Consider the following 16357-nt stretch of genomic DNA (forward strand, 5'->3'; position numbering starts at 1 on the left):
TCAGAAATAACCGCTCGACGCGGCCGTGGCTTCCTTCGGGATTTCGACGCCGTCGACCAGGATCTTGTCGACCAGTTCGTGGTGGAAGCAGACCAGCCCCTTGATGCGCTCTGCCTCGTGCACCGGTTCCGGATAATACCAGACGAGGTTCTCGTGACGTTTGGCCTTCGTCGTCACATGATAATAGCTGGAGATGCCCTTGTAAGGACAACGCGAGATGTAGCGGCTGGGCGCGAACATATCGAGCCGCGTGTCGGCGATCGGCAGATAGTGGCGCACCGGATGGCCGGTCTCGAACAGGAACACGCCGCGGCGTGAATCGGCGACCTGTTCGCCGTCGAGGATGACCTGCACGCGCCGCGACGACGGCAGGCAGTCGACCCGGCGGAACGGATCGCGAGCGTGGACGAAGATTTCCTCGTCCTCCTCGAACCAGTGTCCCATCTTGCTCCAGGTGAACGACATATAGTCCGATATTGGCGGACAGCCCTTGACCGGATCGAGATAGCGCCAGGCCGCGTCCTCGACCAGCGTGATGCCGGTGTTGAGCGAATAGTGGCTGGCTATGCCTTTGAATGGGTCCTCCGTCGTCGTCTTGCTCGGCAGCAGGAACTCCTCGCGCACGTCGCTCATCGGGAAATAGTAGACCGGCAGATGGTCGGACTCGTAGAGCACCAGCGCGTTGACCGTGTCGGCGACGATCATCGATCCGACCTGCACGCGCAACCGCTTCTGCGTCGGCATGGTGAAGGCGACATAGCCCGGCTCGAAATCATATTGGGTGATCGAGTCGAGTGGCGGAAAATGCGGCCCGCGGCCGCGCAGATGGGGCTTGCGAATGGTAGTCTCCCGTTTCTTTTCTTTTGTCATCGGGCGTTGGGGCACGATCAGCTCAATGACACGCGATCGAGCAGCAGCCCGGCGGCGATTGGCGGCAGTCCGCTGACATTCTTGCGCACCGGCACCAGCAGATCGGGAAAATAGCTGAAGATGACAGGCGTCTCGTCGAGCAGCAGTTTCTGGATGTCGGAGGCGGCAGCGCGCTGCGCGCCGACGTCGAGCGCCTTCAGATAGCTGGTGACCATGCCGTCATAGGCCGGGCTCTTGAAATGCGCCGCGTTCCACGGGCCGTCGCTGACCAGCGGGCTCTTGAGAAACACGTTCGGCACGCTGCGATGCGCGTAGTCGGTAATGCCGAGCGGGCTGTCCAGCCAGTCCGACTGGCCGAACACCGCCTTGCCGTAATATTTGTCCTGGTCCTCGATGTTGAGCGAGATGCGGGCACCGATTTCCTTGGCGAAATTCTGGAACAATTGCGCATAGCCCGGAATGTCGGAATAGCGCAGCGTGGTCAGCGTGATGTCGAAGCCTTCGGCGAGACCCGCCGCCTCGAGCAACTGCTTGGCCTTGGCGATCTCCTGGACGCGTTGCGGCACCGACTTGTCGGTCGCAGGGAAGGCCGGCGCGAACGGGCTGTCATTCCCGGTCGCCGCCATGCCGCGGCACAAGCCGTCGACCAGCTTGGAGCGGTCGATGCACAGCGCCAGCGCCTGGCGCACGCGCTTGTCGGTGAACGGGCCGGTGTCGCAGCGCATGTGAAGCTGGCGGTGCGCGGTCGAAGCGACACGCAACACGGTGATATCAGGACTGTTCAGCACGACCTGGCTGACATCGAGCGGAACGGCATCGAGAATGTCGACCTCGCCCGCCTGCAGCGCCAGGATGCGCGGTTGCACGTCACCGTAGAACTTGAACTCGAGCCGGTCGGGCAGCGCTTTCTCACCCCAATAGTCTGGGTTGCGGATGAAGGTCGCGCCGACCTTGGGCGTGTAGGTTTCCAGCCGGAACGGCCCGGTGCCCTCGAAGGTCTTTTCGTAGTCGCCCTTGTAGCTCGCCGGCAGGATGACGGCGTTGTAATTATCGATCGACACCGAATAGGGAAAGCTGCCATTCGGCGCATCGAGATGGAAGGCGACGGTGTGATCGTCGACCTTCTGGGTGCCACCCTTCGACAGCAGGCCTTTGAACACCGATAGCGCATTGGAAGCGCCGTTGGGATCGGCCAGCCGGTCGAAGGTTGCGACGACATCGTCGGCCTTGAAGTCCTCGCCATTGTGGAATTTCACGCCCTTGCGCAGCTTGAAGGTCCACACGCTGCCGTCCTCGTTCGGCGACCAGCTCTCCGCCAGCACCGGCTTCAAGGTGAGATCTGGCTGCGTGATGCAGAGAAATTCGGCGGTCTGGAAAACCAGCTGGTAGCTGCCGCTGTCATAGTAGGTGACGGGATCGATGGCGCCGCCCGGCGTCGCCACGCCGGCGCGCACGGTGCCGCCGGGCTTGCCCTCGGCGCGTGCCTGCTGCGTGCCAAGGCCGACAGCAGCGACGAGGCTGCCCAGGAACGGCAGCGAGAGGCCGAGCACGTTGCCATGGCGCAGGAAGTCGCGCCGGCCCATCCTGCCGGCCAGCAATTCGTCGATAGCGGAATTTTCGATTGCGGTCAGATTCCTGCGAGCGGCATCGATTATCCTGAAATGCCTTGGCATGGCTGCATTCCTCGCTAGTCGTGGGGCCAAGCCATCTAGTTCATTGTTGACCGCGGCCGGAAAGCGATATTTTTTGATAGGGGTCATCGAAATTTTCGATGCAAGGGGCGAGGCATGGACACTGAAAATCTGCGCAGCTTTCTCGAAGTTGCCACCCATGGCAGCTTCACCGTCGCGGCCAGCCGGCTCAATCTCGCCCAGTCCACCGTCAGCGCACGGATCAGAGGGCTGGAGGAACAGTTGGGGCGCCGGCTGTTCGTGCGCGATCGCGATGGTGTCACGCTGACGCCGGCCGGCCGGCAGTTCCTGCCGCATGCCTCGTCGATCACCCGCACCTGGGAGCAATCGCGGCAGGACATTGCCGTTCCCCATGGCTACGAGACCTTGCTGCGGCTGACCGCGCCGGCCTATCTGTGGGACCGCATCACCTCGCCATGGGTCGAGTGGATGCGCACTAGGCGGCCGAACGTGGCGCTGCGGCTGGAGGGCAGCTTTCCGGACTCGGCGATCGACCAGCTGGCGGAAGGCCTGCTCGACATCTGCATCCTCTATCTTCCGCGACCGCATCCCGGCATCGTCTACGAGACGCTGGCCGTCGATCAGGTCGTGCTTGTCCAGCATGCTGCGCAGACCAAGCCGTGGACCGAAAACTACATTCTGATGGACTGGGGACTGGAATTCCGCATCGAGCACGACCGCGCCTTTGCCAGCATGGTCAAGCCGGCCATATCGGCCGGGCTGGTCTTCATCGGCCTCCAGCATGTCCTGTCGCAGCCAGCCGCCGCCTATCTGCCGCTCAGCGCCGTCAGCGGCCATATCGAGCGCGGTGAGATGCGGCGCATCGACAACACACCGGTATTCCAGCGGCCGATCTACCTCGCCTATCCCTCGAATCCCGTGTCTTCGGATGTCCTGGATGTCGCTTTGACTGGGCTTCGCACGCTGGCCAGAGACTGGGCCGAAGGGCAGGGCTTTTCAGAAGGGGATCGTTCCCTGAGCATGGCAGGCCAGATCTGACTGCCAAGCCACGGAAGCGCAGCGCTATGCCGGCTCGGTTGCGACCGCCCGCTGCAACCTGGCCAGTTCGGCGTAGGGGATGTGGCAGCGGATCGAATGTCCAGGCTGGGCCTCGCTGAGCGGCGGCTCCTGCTGTTCGCAGATCGGGCCGATCTTTCGCGGGCAGCGCGTGTGGAACACGCAGCCCGAGGGCGGGTTGGTGGCGCTGGGGATTTCGCCGTCGAGACGAATGCGTGCCGTCTCGGTCTGGTCGAGTTTGGGCACGGCCGACAGCAGCGCTTCGGTATAGGGGTGATGCGGCCCGGAAAAGACGTCTTCCGACGGTCCGAGTTCCATGATGCGGCCGAGATAGAGCACGGCGATCTTGTCGGAGAGGTAACGAACCACGGCAAGGTCGTGCGAGATGAAGATGTAGCTGACGTCTTCCTTCGACTGCAGGTCGGCGAGCAGATTGAGGATGGCCGCCTGCACCGACACGTCGAGCGCCGAGGTCGGCTCGTCGCAGACGACGATGCGCGGATCGCCGGCGAAGGCGCGCGCGATGGCGACGCGCTGCTTCAGGCCGCCGGAGAGCTGGCGCGGCTTGACGGCAAGATGCCGGTCGGTGAGCCGCACCGAGCGGACGAGGTCGTTGAGGCGGACCTCTAGTGCCTTGCCGCTCAAACCCGCCAGCCGCTTCAGCGCGCGGCCGATCAGGTGGCGGATCGAATGCGAACGATTGAGCGCCGAATCCGGATTCTGGAAGACGATCTGCATCGCCTTGATCTGGTCGTCGCTGCGGTTCTCCAGCCTGGGCGCCAGGGCCTTGCCCTCAAGCTCGATGGTGCCGCCTGCGTCTGGCGGCACCAGGCCGAGCAGCAGCCTGGCAAAGGTCGTCTTGCCGCTGCCGGACTCGCCGACCAGCCCGAGCGTCTCGCCGGGTCTGAGATCAAGCGAGACGTCCTTGACGGCGCGCAGTGCATGGCCGTGGCTGGCATAGGTCTTGTTCAGCCCGGCGACGCGCAGCACCGGTGCTGCTGCCACCTTTGGCGCCGGCGCCACATCGCTCGGTGTCGCACGCGGCAACGCTTGCGCCTTGTCGTGATAGTGGCAGCGTGACAAGCGCCTCCCGCGTTCGTCACTCAGATCATAGAGCGGCGGCAATTCGGTGCGGCAACGGTCGTCGGCGAGCGCGCAGCGGTCGGCGAAGGCGCAGCCCTTGATGTCGGCCCCGATGCCGGGCAGAAACCCCGGAATGGTGTCGAGGCGGCCCTGATCCTTGCGCTGGCCACCGCGCGGCAGGCAGCGCAGCAGCGCCACCGTGTAGGGATGGCGCGGATCGTTGAACACGACCTCCGTCGGCCCTTCCTCGACCAGCATGCCGGCATAGAGCACGCCAACCCGGTCGCACATGTTGGAAACGACCGCGAGGTTGTGGCTGATGAACAGGATAGAGGCCGACAGTTCCTGCCTGAGCTGTGCGATCAGGTCGAGCACTTCGGCCTCCACCGTCGCATCGAGGCCGGTGGTCGGCTCGTCGAGGATCAGCATCGACGGATCGTTGGCCAGCGCCATGGCAATCGCCACGCGTTGCTGCATGCCGCCGGAAAGCTGGTGCGGGTAGCGCTGCATGACGCTGACGGGGTCGGAGATGCGCACGCGGTTCAGCATCGCAATCGCCCGGTCGGTGGCCGCTTGTCCCGAAATGCCGCCGAGTTCAAAAATCTCGGTCAGCTGACGGCCGACGCGGATCGACGGATTCAGCGCCTTGCCCGGGTCCTGATAGACCATGGAGACGCTTTCCGCGCGCGCCCGCCTGAGCGCCTCGGCGTCCAGCTTCATCACATTCTGGCCATCGAGGGAGATGGCGCCGCCGGTGATGGAACCGTTTCTAGGAAGATAACGCACGACAGTGAGCGCCACTGTCGACTTGCCGCAACCGGATTCGCCGACCAACCCATAGGCTTCGCCCTGGCCGATGGTGAGGCTGAGGTTGCGCAGAACGGCGCGATTGCGGCCGGCGACGCGGTAGGCAACCGAAAGATCGGTGAGTTCGAGTGCGTTTCCGGCCTTGGCGGAGTTAGTCATTGAGCGCTCCGTGAACGCCGTCGGCCGCCAGATTGACGCCGATCACCAGCGAAGCGATGGCGAGCGCATCGAACAGCACCGTCCACCAGAAGCCGCCGCCGATCATGCCGTAATTGTTGGAGATCGACAGCCCCCAGTCGGGCGAGGGCGGCTGGATGCCAAAGCCCATGAAGGAGAGCGTGGCGACGGCGAAAATGGCATAGCCGAGCCGCACGGTGGTTTCGACCAGGATCGGCGGGATGACGTTGGGCAGGATCTCGACGAACATCGTATGCAGCGCACTTTCATGCCGAAGCTGTGCGGCGGCGACATAGTCGAGTTCGCGCTCGGCCAGCACCGCCGAGCGCACGGTGCGCGCGATGATCGGCGCGAAGCTCAGGCCGATGACGACGATGACGGTCGTCTTCGAGGTGCCGAGCGCAACGATGGCCAGCAGCGCGACGATGACCACCGGGATCGCCATGAAGGCTTCCAGGATGCGGCTGACGACATCGTCGACGAGACCGCGAAAATAGCCGGTAAGGAGGCCGAGCGCCGTGCCGGCCACTGTCGCCAGCAAGGTTGCCAGCGGTGCGACGGTCAGGATGTCGCGCGAACCGACGATGACGCGCGAGAAGACGTCGCGGCCGATCTGGTCGGTGCCGAACCAGTGTTCGGAAGAGGGCGGCGCCAGCGCGTTGATGATGTCGTCCGCAAGTGGATCATATGGTGCGAAATGCTCGCCGAACAGCGCACAGGCAACCCAGAACAGCACGATGGCGAAACCAACAAGGAATGTTCGGGAGCGCAACAGCGAGAAAAAGACCTCCGCCAGCGGGCCGCGCCGGCGCGTGTCGTCTGGTGTCGGAGAGCTGGTTTGGACGGCGCTCATTGATCTGACCCCAGACGGATACGCGGATTGAGCACGGAATAGAGGAAGTCGGCGACAAGGGTGGCCACGGCATAGACAATGCCGATGGTGAGGATGCCCGACTCCAGCATCGGGAAATCCTTGCCGCGCGCGGCGGTGAAGATCAGCGACCCGATTCCCTGATAGCGAAACAGCGTTTCGATGACGACAAGGCCGCCGATGAGGTAGCCGGTCTGCGTCGCGATGACAGTGATGGTCGGCAGCAGCGCGTTGCGCAGCACATGCCGCCAGATCACCGTGCGCCAGGGCAGGCCCTTCAGCACGGCCGTTCGCGTGTAGTCGGAATCGAGCGCCTCGATCATGCCGGAGCGTGCCATGCGGGCGATGTAGCCGAACAGCACCAGGAACAGCGGCAGCGAGGGCAGGATCAGGTAATAGAGCTGCGTGAAGAAGCCGGCATCGCGCGGCCATGCGGCCGAGATCGGCAGCCAGCGCAGCCACACGCCGAAGATCAGGATCAGGATGATGCCGGTGACGAATTCCGGCAGCACCGTCACCGACAGGCCGCCAAGGCTGATGATGCGATCGAGCGGCCGGTTGAGGTTGAGCGCTGCAATGACGCCGCCGAGAATGCCGATCGGCACCACCAGAACGAAGGCGACCGCCGCCAGCTTCATCGAATTGCCGAGCGCATCGATGACGAAAGGCGCGACCGGCGAGCGGAAGATGTAGGACGTGCCCATGTCGCCCTGGACGAAATTGGAGATCCAGCTCCAATACTGCGCCAGCAGCGGACGATCGACACCGAGCGTGTGATTGAGCGTGTCGACCGCGCGCTGGTCTGCGAACGGACCCAATATTGCGCGCCCGACATTGCCGGGCAGCACCTGGCCGCCCAGGAACACCATGATGCTGAGCAGGAACAGCGTGACGAGCGACAGCGAGACACGCCGGACAAGGAAGGAGAGAATGGCTAGGACTCCTTGTGGAGCCAGCCCCCATGCCGGAGCTGGCTGTTAGAGGATTGGCTTTTCCTTTCCGCTCAGGCCTTCGATGCCTTATCGAGGAACAGCTGCGACATGGCGGTCGGCTGTACGCCGGCCACGCCCTTCGCCGTCGCCGTCAGATAGTCGTAGAAATAGCCGAAGATGACAGGCGTTTCCTCGAGCAGCAGCTTCTGGATCTTGCCGGCGTCGGCCTTCTGCGCCTCGAGGTCAAGGGCCGCGATGTAGCTGGTCGCCAGCGCATCATAGTCCTTGTTCTTGAAGTGTGCCGCGTTCCAGGTGCCTTCACTCTTCAGCGGTGCCGCGAGATAGACATTCGGCACGCCGCGGTGACCATAGTCGGTGATGCCCATCACCGAATCCAGCCAGTTCGACTTGCCGAACACCGCGTCTCCGTAATAGCCGCTCTGGTCGAGGATATTGAGGTCGAGTTGAACACCGATCTCCTTGACCCAGTTCTGGATGAGCTGGGCGTATTCAGGGATTTCTAGGTAGCGTTCGGTGGTCAGGGTTATCTTGAAGCCCTGGCCAAAGCCGGCTGCTTCCATGAGCTGCTTGGCCTGGGCGATATCCTGCTTGCGTTGCGGCACGCTCGTATCGGTCGAAGGATAGACGGCGGCGAATGGGCTGTCATTGCCCAGAGCGGAGCGCCCCTTCATCAGGCCGGCGGCCAGCTTGTCGCGATCGAGGCAGAGCGCAATGGCACGACGCACGCGCGCATCCTTCAACGGACCCTCGTCGCAACGCATGTGCAGTTGCTGATGGGCCGACGACTTCAGACTGATGATGTCGACGTTCGGATCGTTGAGCAAAGCGACGCCGGCCAGCACCGGCATCTGGTTGATGATGTCGACCTGGCCGCCCTGCAGCGCCAGGATCTGCGGCTGCATGTCGGTGAAGAAGGTGAACTCGGTGCGTTCCGGCAGCGCCTTCGGCCCCCAATAGTCCTCGTTGCGGACGAAGGACGCACCGACCTTTGCCGTGTATTTCTCTTTTCTGAACGGCCCGGTGCCGTCGAAGCTCTTTTCATAGTCGCCCTTGTAGCTCGCCGGGATGATGACGGCGTTATAGTTGTCGGACGACAGCATGTAGGGGAAGTTGCCGTTCGGCGCATCGAGGTGGAATTCCACCGTGTAGTCGTCGACCTTCTTCGAGGCGCCCTTCTGCAGGATGCCGGTGAACACCGACAGCGCATTGGACGAATTGGCCGGATCGGCAAGGCGGTCGATGCTGGCCACGACATCGTCGGCTTTCATCTCGCCGCCGCTGTGGAATTTTACGCCTTTGCGCAGCTTGAAGGTCCAAACGGTGCCATTGTCGTTCGGCTTCCAGCTTTCGGCCAAGGCCGGCTGAAGAACGAGGTCAGGGCCGTCGACGCAAAGGAATTCGGCAACCTGCTGCATGACCAGCAGGCCGCCTGCGTCAGCGATGGTGACCGGGTCGATTGTCGCTGCCGGCACGCTGCTGGCGACGCGGATGGTGGCGCCGGGCGCGCCTTGGGCGCGCGCCAGCGACGGCATGCCGCTGAGGCCGGCTGCCATGCCGATACGGCCCAGCAGCGGCAGCGACAGGCCGAGCAGGCTGCCGTGACGGACGAAGTCGCGGCGGCTGACACGACCGTCGACAAGGCCGTCGATCAGGTGATTTTCAAGCGGCGTGCGATTGCGCCGGATCAGGTCGAGAATGGTGTAGTTCTTGCTCATGGGTTTTTACCCTTTCCCCTATTTCTTATGGTTGACGAAATTTCGTGGATTGCTCCATTTCGGATCGCCAGAGAGGCCTGTCGATCGGAATCTTAGCATGCGGTTTTGCCCGGTATCTAGTCGTGGCACGGACGCGCCGGATTGCTGGCTGCACTGCTTCCATCGTCTTTGTCCAACCTTCCCGGCCGAAGTCGCGGTGGTTGGCTTCTCGTGCCTGGCCGTCGGTCTTGCCGTCATCTAGTTCAGCGGCAAACGGCGATAGGTTCCGGGCTTTGCCGGGTCATGATACTTGTTGCACGGTCCTTTCTCGGTAAAGTCTCTGTGACAGGCAGCGAGGTTTTCGCGCGACAAGGTGACGCCGAGACCGGGACCTTCCGGAACGCGCACGAAATTGTTCTTCGGCGAAAACGGCCCTTCCTCGGTGACATCCATGGGCAGCATGCGAAACAGCGACTGGTTCGGCTCCCTGATCCAGCCGAGTGCCGCGCACAGGTGCAGATAGGCGGCACTGCCGATACCGCTGTCGCCGCTGTAGCACCAGAAATCGATGCCGGCGTGCTCGCAGGCGCCCACGAAGCGCAGCAGCCGGCCTATGCCGCCATGCGTCGTCGGGTTGCCGACGAACGCGTCCGGAACCTTGGTTTCCACGGCGCGCGCAATGTCGATGTTGTGGGTCGAGAACGGGATCGAGCAATGGCGCCGCAATTCGCGCATCTCCTCGATGGTTGCCACCGGGTCCTCCCAGTTGCGCACGCCGAGGTCTTCCAGCGGCCGCGCCAGCCGCCGCGCGGTGCTGAGCGAATAGGCCTGGTTGGAATCGATACGGATCATCGCATCGTCGCCGAGTTTCTTGCGGATCAGCTCGACCATCCTGAGCGAGACTTTCGGATCATCGGTCGAGAACTTGCCTTCGAAGAAGGTCGTTCCGTGCGTCTCGTGCAATTCGACGCAATAATCGGCGACTTCTTCCGGCGTCGTCTCGCCCTTCACCTTTGGTCCATCACCGCGCAGCGAAAAATAGTCGGTGAACGGGATGTCCTTGCGCACGGCGCCGCCAAGCAACTGGTAGAGCGGTTGGTTCCACGCCTTGCCGCGCAGGTCCCACAACGCCATCTCGATGGCGCCGAAAGCCATGATGCGGGTGCGGTCATTGATCGACTGCACGCCGGTCCAGAAGGGCAGGCAGACATGCTCGGCGCCGGCGATGTCGAAGGCATCGCACCCGACCAGCCGTGGCGCCAGGACATCGTTGATGATCGCCGCCGCCGCTGGCGTCGGCGCCTCGCCAAGGCCGATCAGGCCATCCTCCGTCTCGACTTCGACGATGGTCGGCGAAAATCCGTCGAGCTCGCCGAACACCCAGGCGTAGGGCGCCTCGAGGCGCAGATTAATCGGCGTGGCTTTGATGCTTCGGATTTTCATCTCAGCGGCCGACTTCGAAGAAAGGTGCACCGAGCAGATCGGGAACGACATCGATGCCAAGGCCCGGCCCGTCCGGAATGCCCATGCGGCTGCCGGTGACCGGCGGCATGTTCGACGCCGTGCGCACCGTCACCCACTCATGGAAGGCGATCGCATGCAGCCGGCGCTCCTCGGGCGTCGACAGCGACAGGTGTGCCATCGCAGCGGTGTCGATCTCGGCGCCACCAGTGTCCTCGACCGTGATCATGAAGCCCAAATCGACGGCAACATCGCGGATCTGACGGGTCTTGGTCACGCCGCCCAGCCGCGAGATCTTCAGCGTTAGCCCGTCGGCCGCGCCCCGACGATGGATTTCCAGCATCTCCTCGAGCGAGGTGACGGATTCGTCGAGCACCATTGGCTTGTCGAGCATGCGGCGAACCGACATGTTCTCGTCGATCGTCGTACAGGGCTGCTCGAACGTGTAGTCGATGCTGCGCGTCGCGTCGGCAAACTGGCGCGCCTGGTAGGGGGTCCAGCCGGCGTTGGCATCGCAGAAGATGACCGTGCCTTTCGGCACCGAGGCGGCGACCGCGGCGACGCGTTCGATGTCGTCATGGACATTGCCGCCGACCTTGACCTGCAGCCGGTGGAAACCATCCTTGACGATGCGCTTGGCCAGCGCGGCCATGGCGTCGACGCTGCCGTGCGTGACGACCTTGTAGAGTTCGGCCGTCTCGCTCTCCTTGCCGCCCAGCAGCGTTACCAGCGGCACGTCGGCGGCTCGTGCCGCCAGATCCCAGCAGGCCATGTCGAGCGCCGACTTGATGTAGGAATGGCCCTTGAACACCGTATCCATCAGCCGCCCGATGCTTGCCAGCCCGCGCGGATCGTGGCCGATAAGGTGCGGCGCGATTTCGGGCACGCCGGCGCGGGTGCCGGCCGGGAAGGCTGCCGAATAGAAATTGCCGAGCGGCGCCATCTCGCCCCAGCCGGTGAGGCCGCTGTCTGAGGTGATCGACACGATCACCGCGTCGAATGCGTCGGCTTCGCGCCCCTTCGACATGCGGTATGGCCCGTCCACGAAGGGCTGCACGACGTGGTAGGCCTTGATGGTTTCGATCTGCACGTGTCTTGTCCGCTGTCTGTGAGTTGGGAACGGGTCAGGCGCCCCTCGACGGGCGTTGTTCGAGGCCGCGCGCGTAGGCAAGCAACTCCTCGAAATCGAGATCGATGTGCTCCCTGGCATGGCGCTGGGCTGCACGCATGTCCTTGCCCTTCAGCAACCGCACATAGGTTTCGTGAACGTCTTCGGCCGGCACCGGCTCATTGCGGGCATGCTGGTGGAGCGCAAAATACATCTGCAGCCGGCTGGTCAGCCGCTGCCAGGTTTCCAGCAGCACCGAATTGTCGGCCCATTCGTAGATCAGGCCATGCAGTTGCAGCGCGGTTTCGATTTGGCGTGTCGTGTCCAACGCACGGGTCGCCTGCTTCACGGCTTCGTGGCGCCGGTCGAGCTCATCGAAGAAGCGCTGGTCGCGCAGCGGCCACGCCCGCTCGATGGCCAGCTCGTCCATCACTTTGTTGAACGAATAGGCATCATCGATGTCCTTGGCCGTGACCTCGATGACGAACGTGCCGGCATAGGGGATGCTGGTCAGGATGCCTTCCTGCACCAGCTCGCGCATTGCCTCGCGCAACGGCGCGCGGCTGACCCGCATCTGTTCGGAAATCCGCAGCTCGTTGAGCTTCTGGCCGGGTGCGAGCTGCCCGGTCAGGATCGCGCGCCGCAACAGCGCGACGATCTCGGCGCGTCGCGTCGTGTCCGCAATCGGACTGAAATCCGCTTTCGCCATTCGGCCACTCCCAGGGAAATCGAAAGCAAGACAAGCAGATTGTCGACAATCTAACAAGAGGTCATCTTCGGATTCTTGGGGCCGCTGGCATATTGCCTCTTCGGTCTCAGGCGGCGCGGCCGTAGAAGCCGACGCGCTCCTCGGCGCTGAACATCACGCCGGGCTTCTCATAGTAGGAAAACACCGCGATCATGCGCTCTCGCTCGCCTTCGACGGTGGTGACGCGATGCGCGGTGTTCTTGCCGCGGAAGACATTGAGTGTGCCCGGTTTCATCCACAGGATCTTGGAATCGGGGTCACACCCTTCGAGCAATCTGGCGACGCCGTCATAGTTCGGATTGTCGTCCGACCTCAGATCGGTGCGGTATTCGAGGTCGCCGCCACGCTCCGCTGCCTGCAACAACAGCGTCGTCGTGAATTCGGAACGATCGAAATGCCAGTTCAAAGCCTCGCCGGCGCGATAGGCCATGACGTTGGTACGGGCCAGGGAATCCTGCATGACATGCAATCTGGGCTTGCCCATCGTCGCTGCCAGGAAGCGCAGTAGCGGTTCGTATTCGTAGATGGCGAGCACGACACTGCCAGGAATCTGGTCGGCACAGACGGTGTGGCTGATGGTCTCCACCTTGCGTAGCGCCGGATGGTCGGGTGCAAGCTCGGGAATGTCAGGCTTGAAGTAGATGTTGTGCATCCGCTTGTGCACATGCGAGCGCGCGGCCATCACCGGCTGGATTTCGCGCACGGCTTGTTCCGCCACGCCGGGACGCAAAAACCCTTCCAGATTGAACATGCCGTCGGCTTCAAGCGCGGCAATGGATTGCTCGACGAGGCGCTGCCATTCGGCGCTGCCTTCGCGGTCGAGCGGATAGCGGTCGAGATCGAGAATGTCTTTCATAATCATAAGCTCCGAGGTTTCGAGCCTATGAGACGACAAAAAAATCTTTCTCTCAACGCGGAAAATAATTAGGATTGGGCAAGAAAAACTTATGGAGCTTGGTGTGGAACGGTTGCCGCCGCTGAATGCGATCAAGGCTTTTGAAGTCGCCGCCCGCGCCGGCAGCTTCACCCTGGCCGCCTCTGAACTCGGCGTGTCCTCCGCAGCGGTCAGCCAGCAGATACGTAATCTCGAGAGCTGGTTCGGCAAGCAATTGTTCGTGCGCAGCGGCAACCGCATCGCGCTCACCGATGCCGGCCACGCCATCTATCCGCAGACAGCGAAAGCTTTAGGAGACATCGCCGCCATAGGCCAGCGCATGCTGGAGGGCGGGGTGCGGACGCGTCTGGTCGTCAGCGTGCCGTTCTCGCTGGCCGAACTGTGGCTGGCGCCGAGGCTGGCGGTACTTCTCGATGCCTTCCCGCAGATGGCGATCGACGTCCGGGTCGAGGACGATCCGGTCGACCTGATGCGCCAGAACATCGACCTGCGCATCAGCTATGGCGACTATCACTATCCCGGGCTGAAACTTGTTCGTCTCGTCCATGACGATGTCCTGCCGGTCTGTGCACCGGAATTCTGGCACCGGCACGGCAATGGCGATCCCAGTCTGGCGGATTTGCACGAGAGCCAGTTCATCCACACCAATTGGGGGCCGAACTATGCCTCGCACCCGACTTGGGCGGATTGGTTCGCGGCCTCCGGCGGCAGCCGCTCACCCGACCCGTCGCACGGGCGACGCGTCGGCCTGTCCAGCCTTGCGATCGCGTCGGCAAGGCTCGGTCTGGGCATCGCGCTTGGCCAGCGGGTCATGGCGGGTCCCGATCTGCAGGCCGGCCGCTTGATCGCGCTCTCCTCCGTCTCGCTCCGCCTCGGGCATCCCTATTGCGCGTTCATGCCGCCGGCCAAGGCCGACCGCGCCGATGTCGCCGGCCTGGTGGAACTGCTTACGAAAGCGGCGTCCGCAGCGTATCATAAGGAAGCTCGTTTCGGCCGATTTCAGGGTACGCCATGAATCACGACATCCGGCTTTTTGGCGCTATTGCGGTCCGTCCCGCCGTCCTTGCCGTGATTTCTCGGTTCGAAACAGACACAGGATTGACCGTTGCCGCCAATTGGGAACTCAATCCGACGATTAAGAAGCAGATTGAGGCGGGGGAATCGTTTGACCTCGTCATCACCAATCCGAACCTTGTTCAAGATCTGATCGCCTCGGGAAAGGTCCAGGCGGGAAGCCAGCTAGGGTTTGGACGGATAGCAATGGGGATGGCGGCCAAGGCAGGCAGTCGGCCGCTCGACATAGGGTCCGTGGAAGCATTCGAACATGCATTGAAGAGCGCCGGATCAATCGCATACGCCAGCGAAGGAACCAGCGGCGCCTACTTCTGCAGTTTGCTGGAACGCTTGGGAATAGCGGATGAGGTGAAGCCCAAGCTGGTGGCCGTACCAGGAGGGCTGACAGCGCCGGCCGTGGGCCGTGGTGAAGCCGAGTTGGGGGTCGTTCCCGTGACTTCGATTCTTGCAGCCGCTCCCGAGGTGATGCTTGTCGGTCAGTTTCCGGCAGAGCTCCAAAGTTACGTTGACTTCGCCATTGGCATCAGCGCCGATCCAGCGGACGCAGCCAAGCACCTGTCGGAATTTCTGATGTCGACAGCCGTCGATGACATCTTGGCGGCAAGGGGCGTAGAGCGCGGCAAAAAGCGCGCCTAATCGAAAACCCACTCAAGTCACATTGATTGTGAACTCTCAGTCGAGCGGCGCCCGCGACCTGTGGGAAGGTCGGGGCGCCGCGCTGAAGCCGGGTCCTGACGGGGGTGTTCAGGTAGCCGGCTTTTCCGGTATCGGCGATACAGGCGCTCCGGGTCCGATCTTCTGCAGATTGCCCGTGATCACCTGGTCGCCTTCGGCGACGCCGCTGAGGATGGCGACCTGATCGCCGCTCGTCGGTCCGAGCGAAACCAGCCGCTGGTCGACCGTGTTGCCCTTGCCGACGACAAAGAGGTATTTGCCGAGCTGGCTCGAGCCCAGCGCCGTCTGCGGCACCATCAGCGCGTCGGCCTGCTCTCTCACATGCAGCCGGACCCGAACATATTGGCCGGGCAGCAGCGTGAACTTGCCGTTGCCGATCGTCGCCCGTGCCGTGATCGTGCCGGTCGAACGGTCGACCGAATTGTCGATGAAGGTGAGTTCACCCTTCTGGCTGGCCTCGGTCTCGCCGGGAAGCAGGACCTCGACCTCGATCGGGCCGTTCGCACGAGCCTGCTCGATCTCGGCCAGATCCGTCTCGCTCGGATTGAAGGTGACGTAGATCGGATCGAGCTGCACCAGCGTGTTGAGCACGGTGCCGGCGACGCTGACCAGCGTTCCGACCGAGGCCTGGTTGCGGCCCAAACGTCCGCCAAACGGCGCGCGGATTTCGGCATAGCTCAAATTGAGCTCTGCCGTGCGGACCGCCGCCTGGTTGACCGCCAGCGACGCCTGCGCCTCGCGCAAGGTGCTGGTGCGCTGGTCGAAACCGTCCTTGGCGAGGTAGCCGCTCTTGGCGAGCTCGGTGCCGCGACCGAGATTGGACCGGGCATAGTCGAGCGTCGCCGTGTCGCGCTGCACTTGCGCCTTGGCCTGGTCGAGAGCCGCCTGGAAGTCGTCAGGCGAGATCTTGTAGAGAAGGTCGCCTTGCCGGACGTCGACGCCGTCGGCTGCAGTCTGCTCCTGCAGATAGCCCGGAATCCGGGCCTGCAAGGTGATGCTGCGGATCGGTTCCGTCCGCGCGGCATAGTCCAGGTAGATCGGGATCGTCTTCTTGACGACACTGACCACCGGCACAGGCATGACGAATGCCGCCGGAGCAGGCGTCGCCGCGGCCGTGCCGGCATTGAGGCTGAGGTTGCCCATGTCGAGCAGATGGACGCTGGCCACCGAGATCGCTCCCAGCGCGACAGCCGTTCCCAACGCGATTTTCCATTTACGCATGATCAGTCTCCA

14 protein-coding genes are annotated in these 16357 nt (G+C 63.1%); 3 read left to right on the top strand and 11 right to left on the bottom strand.

The genetic code is table 11. The features are described from left to right. Positions 1-870, bottom strand: a complete 870-nt coding sequence (locus NKI99_RS01020; RefSeq protein WP_502905540.1) for a DUF427 domain-containing protein — start codon at positions 868-870, stop codon at positions 1-3. A gap of 17 nt (positions 871-887) precedes the next feature. Then, complete coding sequence (locus NKI99_RS01025; protein WP_352609382.1) at positions 888-2543, bottom strand: ABC transporter substrate-binding protein; 1656 nt, start codon at positions 2541-2543, stop codon at positions 888-890. A 114-nt stretch (positions 2544-2657) separates the two neighbouring features. Between NKI99_RS01025 and NKI99_RS01030 the strand changes: the two genes are divergently transcribed. Continuing rightward, on the top strand, positions 2658-3560 hold the full coding sequence (locus tag NKI99_RS01030) for a LysR family transcriptional regulator (protein WP_352609384.1): 903 nt from the start codon (positions 2658-2660) through the stop codon (positions 3558-3560). Positions 3561-3584: 24 nt separating this feature from the next. On the opposite strand, the gene NKI99_RS01035 is transcribed toward NKI99_RS01030, so the two are convergent. The 8 genes from NKI99_RS01035 to NKI99_RS01070 form a co-directional block, all read right to left on the bottom strand. Continuing rightward, entirely contained in the window at positions 3585-5627 is a 2043-nt protein-coding gene (locus NKI99_RS01035) for a dipeptide ABC transporter ATP-binding protein (RefSeq protein ID WP_352609385.1), read from the bottom strand. Further along, on the bottom strand, positions 5620-6498 hold the full coding sequence (locus NKI99_RS01040) for an ABC transporter permease (protein WP_352440023.1): 879 nt from the start codon (positions 6496-6498) through the stop codon (positions 5620-5622). Before NKI99_RS01040 ends, NKI99_RS01035 begins: the two co-directional genes overlap by 8 nt. Continuing rightward, entirely contained in the window at positions 6495-7448 is a 954-nt protein-coding gene (locus NKI99_RS01045; RefSeq protein WP_352440115.1) for an ABC transporter permease, read from the bottom strand. The genes NKI99_RS01040 and NKI99_RS01045 overlap by 4 nt, the downstream gene beginning before the upstream one ends. A 71-nt stretch (positions 7449-7519) precedes the next feature. Beyond that, positions 7520-9184 carry an ABC transporter substrate-binding protein gene (locus NKI99_RS01050; RefSeq protein ID WP_352609386.1) on the bottom strand — a complete coding sequence of 555 codons (1665 nt, stop codon included), beginning with the start codon at positions 9182-9184 and terminating at the stop codon, positions 7520-7522. A 237-nt stretch (positions 9185-9421) separates the two neighbouring features. Beyond that, positions 9422-10606 (bottom strand): mandelate racemase/muconate lactonizing enzyme family protein, encoded by a 1185-nt coding sequence (locus NKI99_RS01055; protein WP_352609388.1) that lies wholly within the window; start codon positions 10604-10606, stop codon positions 9422-9424. A gap of 1 nt (position 10607) precedes the next feature. Continuing rightward, a complete protein-coding gene (locus NKI99_RS01060) occupies positions 10608-11714 on the bottom strand; it encodes a mandelate racemase/muconate lactonizing enzyme family protein (RefSeq protein ID WP_352609390.1) in 1107 nt (368 codons plus the stop codon). A 34-nt stretch (positions 11715-11748) separates the two neighbouring features. Next, on the bottom strand, positions 11749-12441 hold the full coding sequence (locus NKI99_RS01065) for a GntR family transcriptional regulator (RefSeq protein WP_023808713.1): 693 nt from the start codon (positions 12439-12441) through the stop codon (positions 11749-11751). A gap of 106 nt (positions 12442-12547) precedes the next feature. Continuing rightward, entirely contained in the window at positions 12548-13336 is a 789-nt protein-coding gene (locus NKI99_RS01070; RefSeq protein WP_352609391.1) for a HalD/BesD family halogenase, read from the bottom strand. Positions 13337-13427: 91 nt separating this feature from the next. On the opposite strand from NKI99_RS01070, the gene NKI99_RS01075 reads away from it, so the two are divergent. Both NKI99_RS01075 and NKI99_RS01080 read left to right on the top strand, forming a co-directional pair. Next, positions 13428-14390 carry a LysR substrate-binding domain-containing protein gene (locus NKI99_RS01075; RefSeq protein WP_352609392.1) on the top strand — a complete coding sequence of 321 codons (963 nt, stop codon included), beginning with the start codon at positions 13428-13430 and terminating at the stop codon, positions 14388-14390. After that, the gene (locus NKI99_RS01080) at positions 14387-15085 is read left to right on the top strand and encodes a molybdate ABC transporter substrate-binding protein (protein WP_352609393.1); all 699 of its coding nucleotides are present in this window, start codon (positions 14387-14389) and stop codon (positions 15083-15085) included. The genes NKI99_RS01075 and NKI99_RS01080 overlap by 4 nt, the downstream gene beginning before the upstream one ends. Positions 15086-15193: 108 nt before the next feature. Here NKI99_RS01080 and NKI99_RS01085 read toward each other — a convergent pair whose 3' ends face one another. Beyond that, entirely contained in the window at positions 15194-16345 is a 1152-nt protein-coding gene (locus tag NKI99_RS01085; RefSeq protein WP_352609395.1) for an efflux RND transporter periplasmic adaptor subunit, read from the bottom strand. Between the last annotated feature and the right edge of the window lie 12 nt (positions 16346-16357).

It is taken from the genome of Mesorhizobium sp. M0239, from assembly GCF_040321815.1.
In the GTDB taxonomy this organism is placed as follows: Bacteria; Pseudomonadota; Alphaproteobacteria; order Rhizobiales; family Rhizobiaceae; genus Mesorhizobium.

What these genes read in the sequence shown, in the direction of transcription:
- NKI99_RS01030 (WP_352609384.1), top strand. Translation starts at nt 2,658, where the DNA reads ATGGACACTGAAAATCTGCGCAGCTTTCTCGAAGTTGCCACCCATGGC.
- NKI99_RS01080 (WP_352609393.1), top strand. Translation starts at nt 14,387, where the DNA reads ATGAATCACGACATCCGGCTTTTTGGCGCTATTGCGGTCCGTCCCGCC.
- NKI99_RS01055 (WP_352609388.1), bottom strand. Translation starts at nt 10,606, where the DNA reads ATGAAAATCCGAAGCATCAAAGCCACGCCGATTAATCTGCGCCTCGAG.
- NKI99_RS01020 (WP_502905540.1), bottom strand. Translation starts at nt 870, where the DNA reads ATGACAAAAGAAAAGAAACGGGAGACTACCATTCGCAAGCCCCATCTG.
- NKI99_RS01035 (WP_352609385.1), bottom strand. Translation starts at nt 5,627, where the DNA reads ATGACTAACTCCGCCAAGGCCGGAAACGCACTCGAACTCACCGATCTT.
- NKI99_RS01025 (WP_352609382.1), bottom strand. Translation starts at nt 2,543, where the DNA reads ATGCCAAGGCATTTCAGGATAATCGATGCCGCTCGCAGGAATCTGACC.
- NKI99_RS01050 (WP_352609386.1), bottom strand. Translation starts at nt 9,184, where the DNA reads ATGAGCAAGAACTACACCATTCTCGACCTGATCCGGCGCAATCGCACG.
- NKI99_RS01085 (WP_352609395.1), bottom strand. Translation starts at nt 16,345, where the DNA reads ATGCGTAAATGGAAAATCGCGTTGGGAACGGCTGTCGCGCTGGGAGCG.
- NKI99_RS01075 (WP_352609392.1), top strand. Translation starts at nt 13,428, where the DNA reads ATGGAGCTTGGTGTGGAACGGTTGCCGCCGCTGAATGCGATCAAGGCT.
- NKI99_RS01065 (WP_023808713.1), bottom strand. Translation starts at nt 12,441, where the DNA reads ATGGCGAAAGCGGATTTCAGTCCGATTGCGGACACGACGCGACGCGCC.
- NKI99_RS01070 (WP_352609391.1), bottom strand. Translation starts at nt 13,336, where the DNA reads ATGAAAGACATTCTCGATCTCGACCGCTATCCGCTCGACCGCGAAGGC.
- NKI99_RS01040 (WP_352440023.1), bottom strand. Translation starts at nt 6,498, where the DNA reads ATGAGCGCCGTCCAAACCAGCTCTCCGACACCAGACGACACGCGCCGG.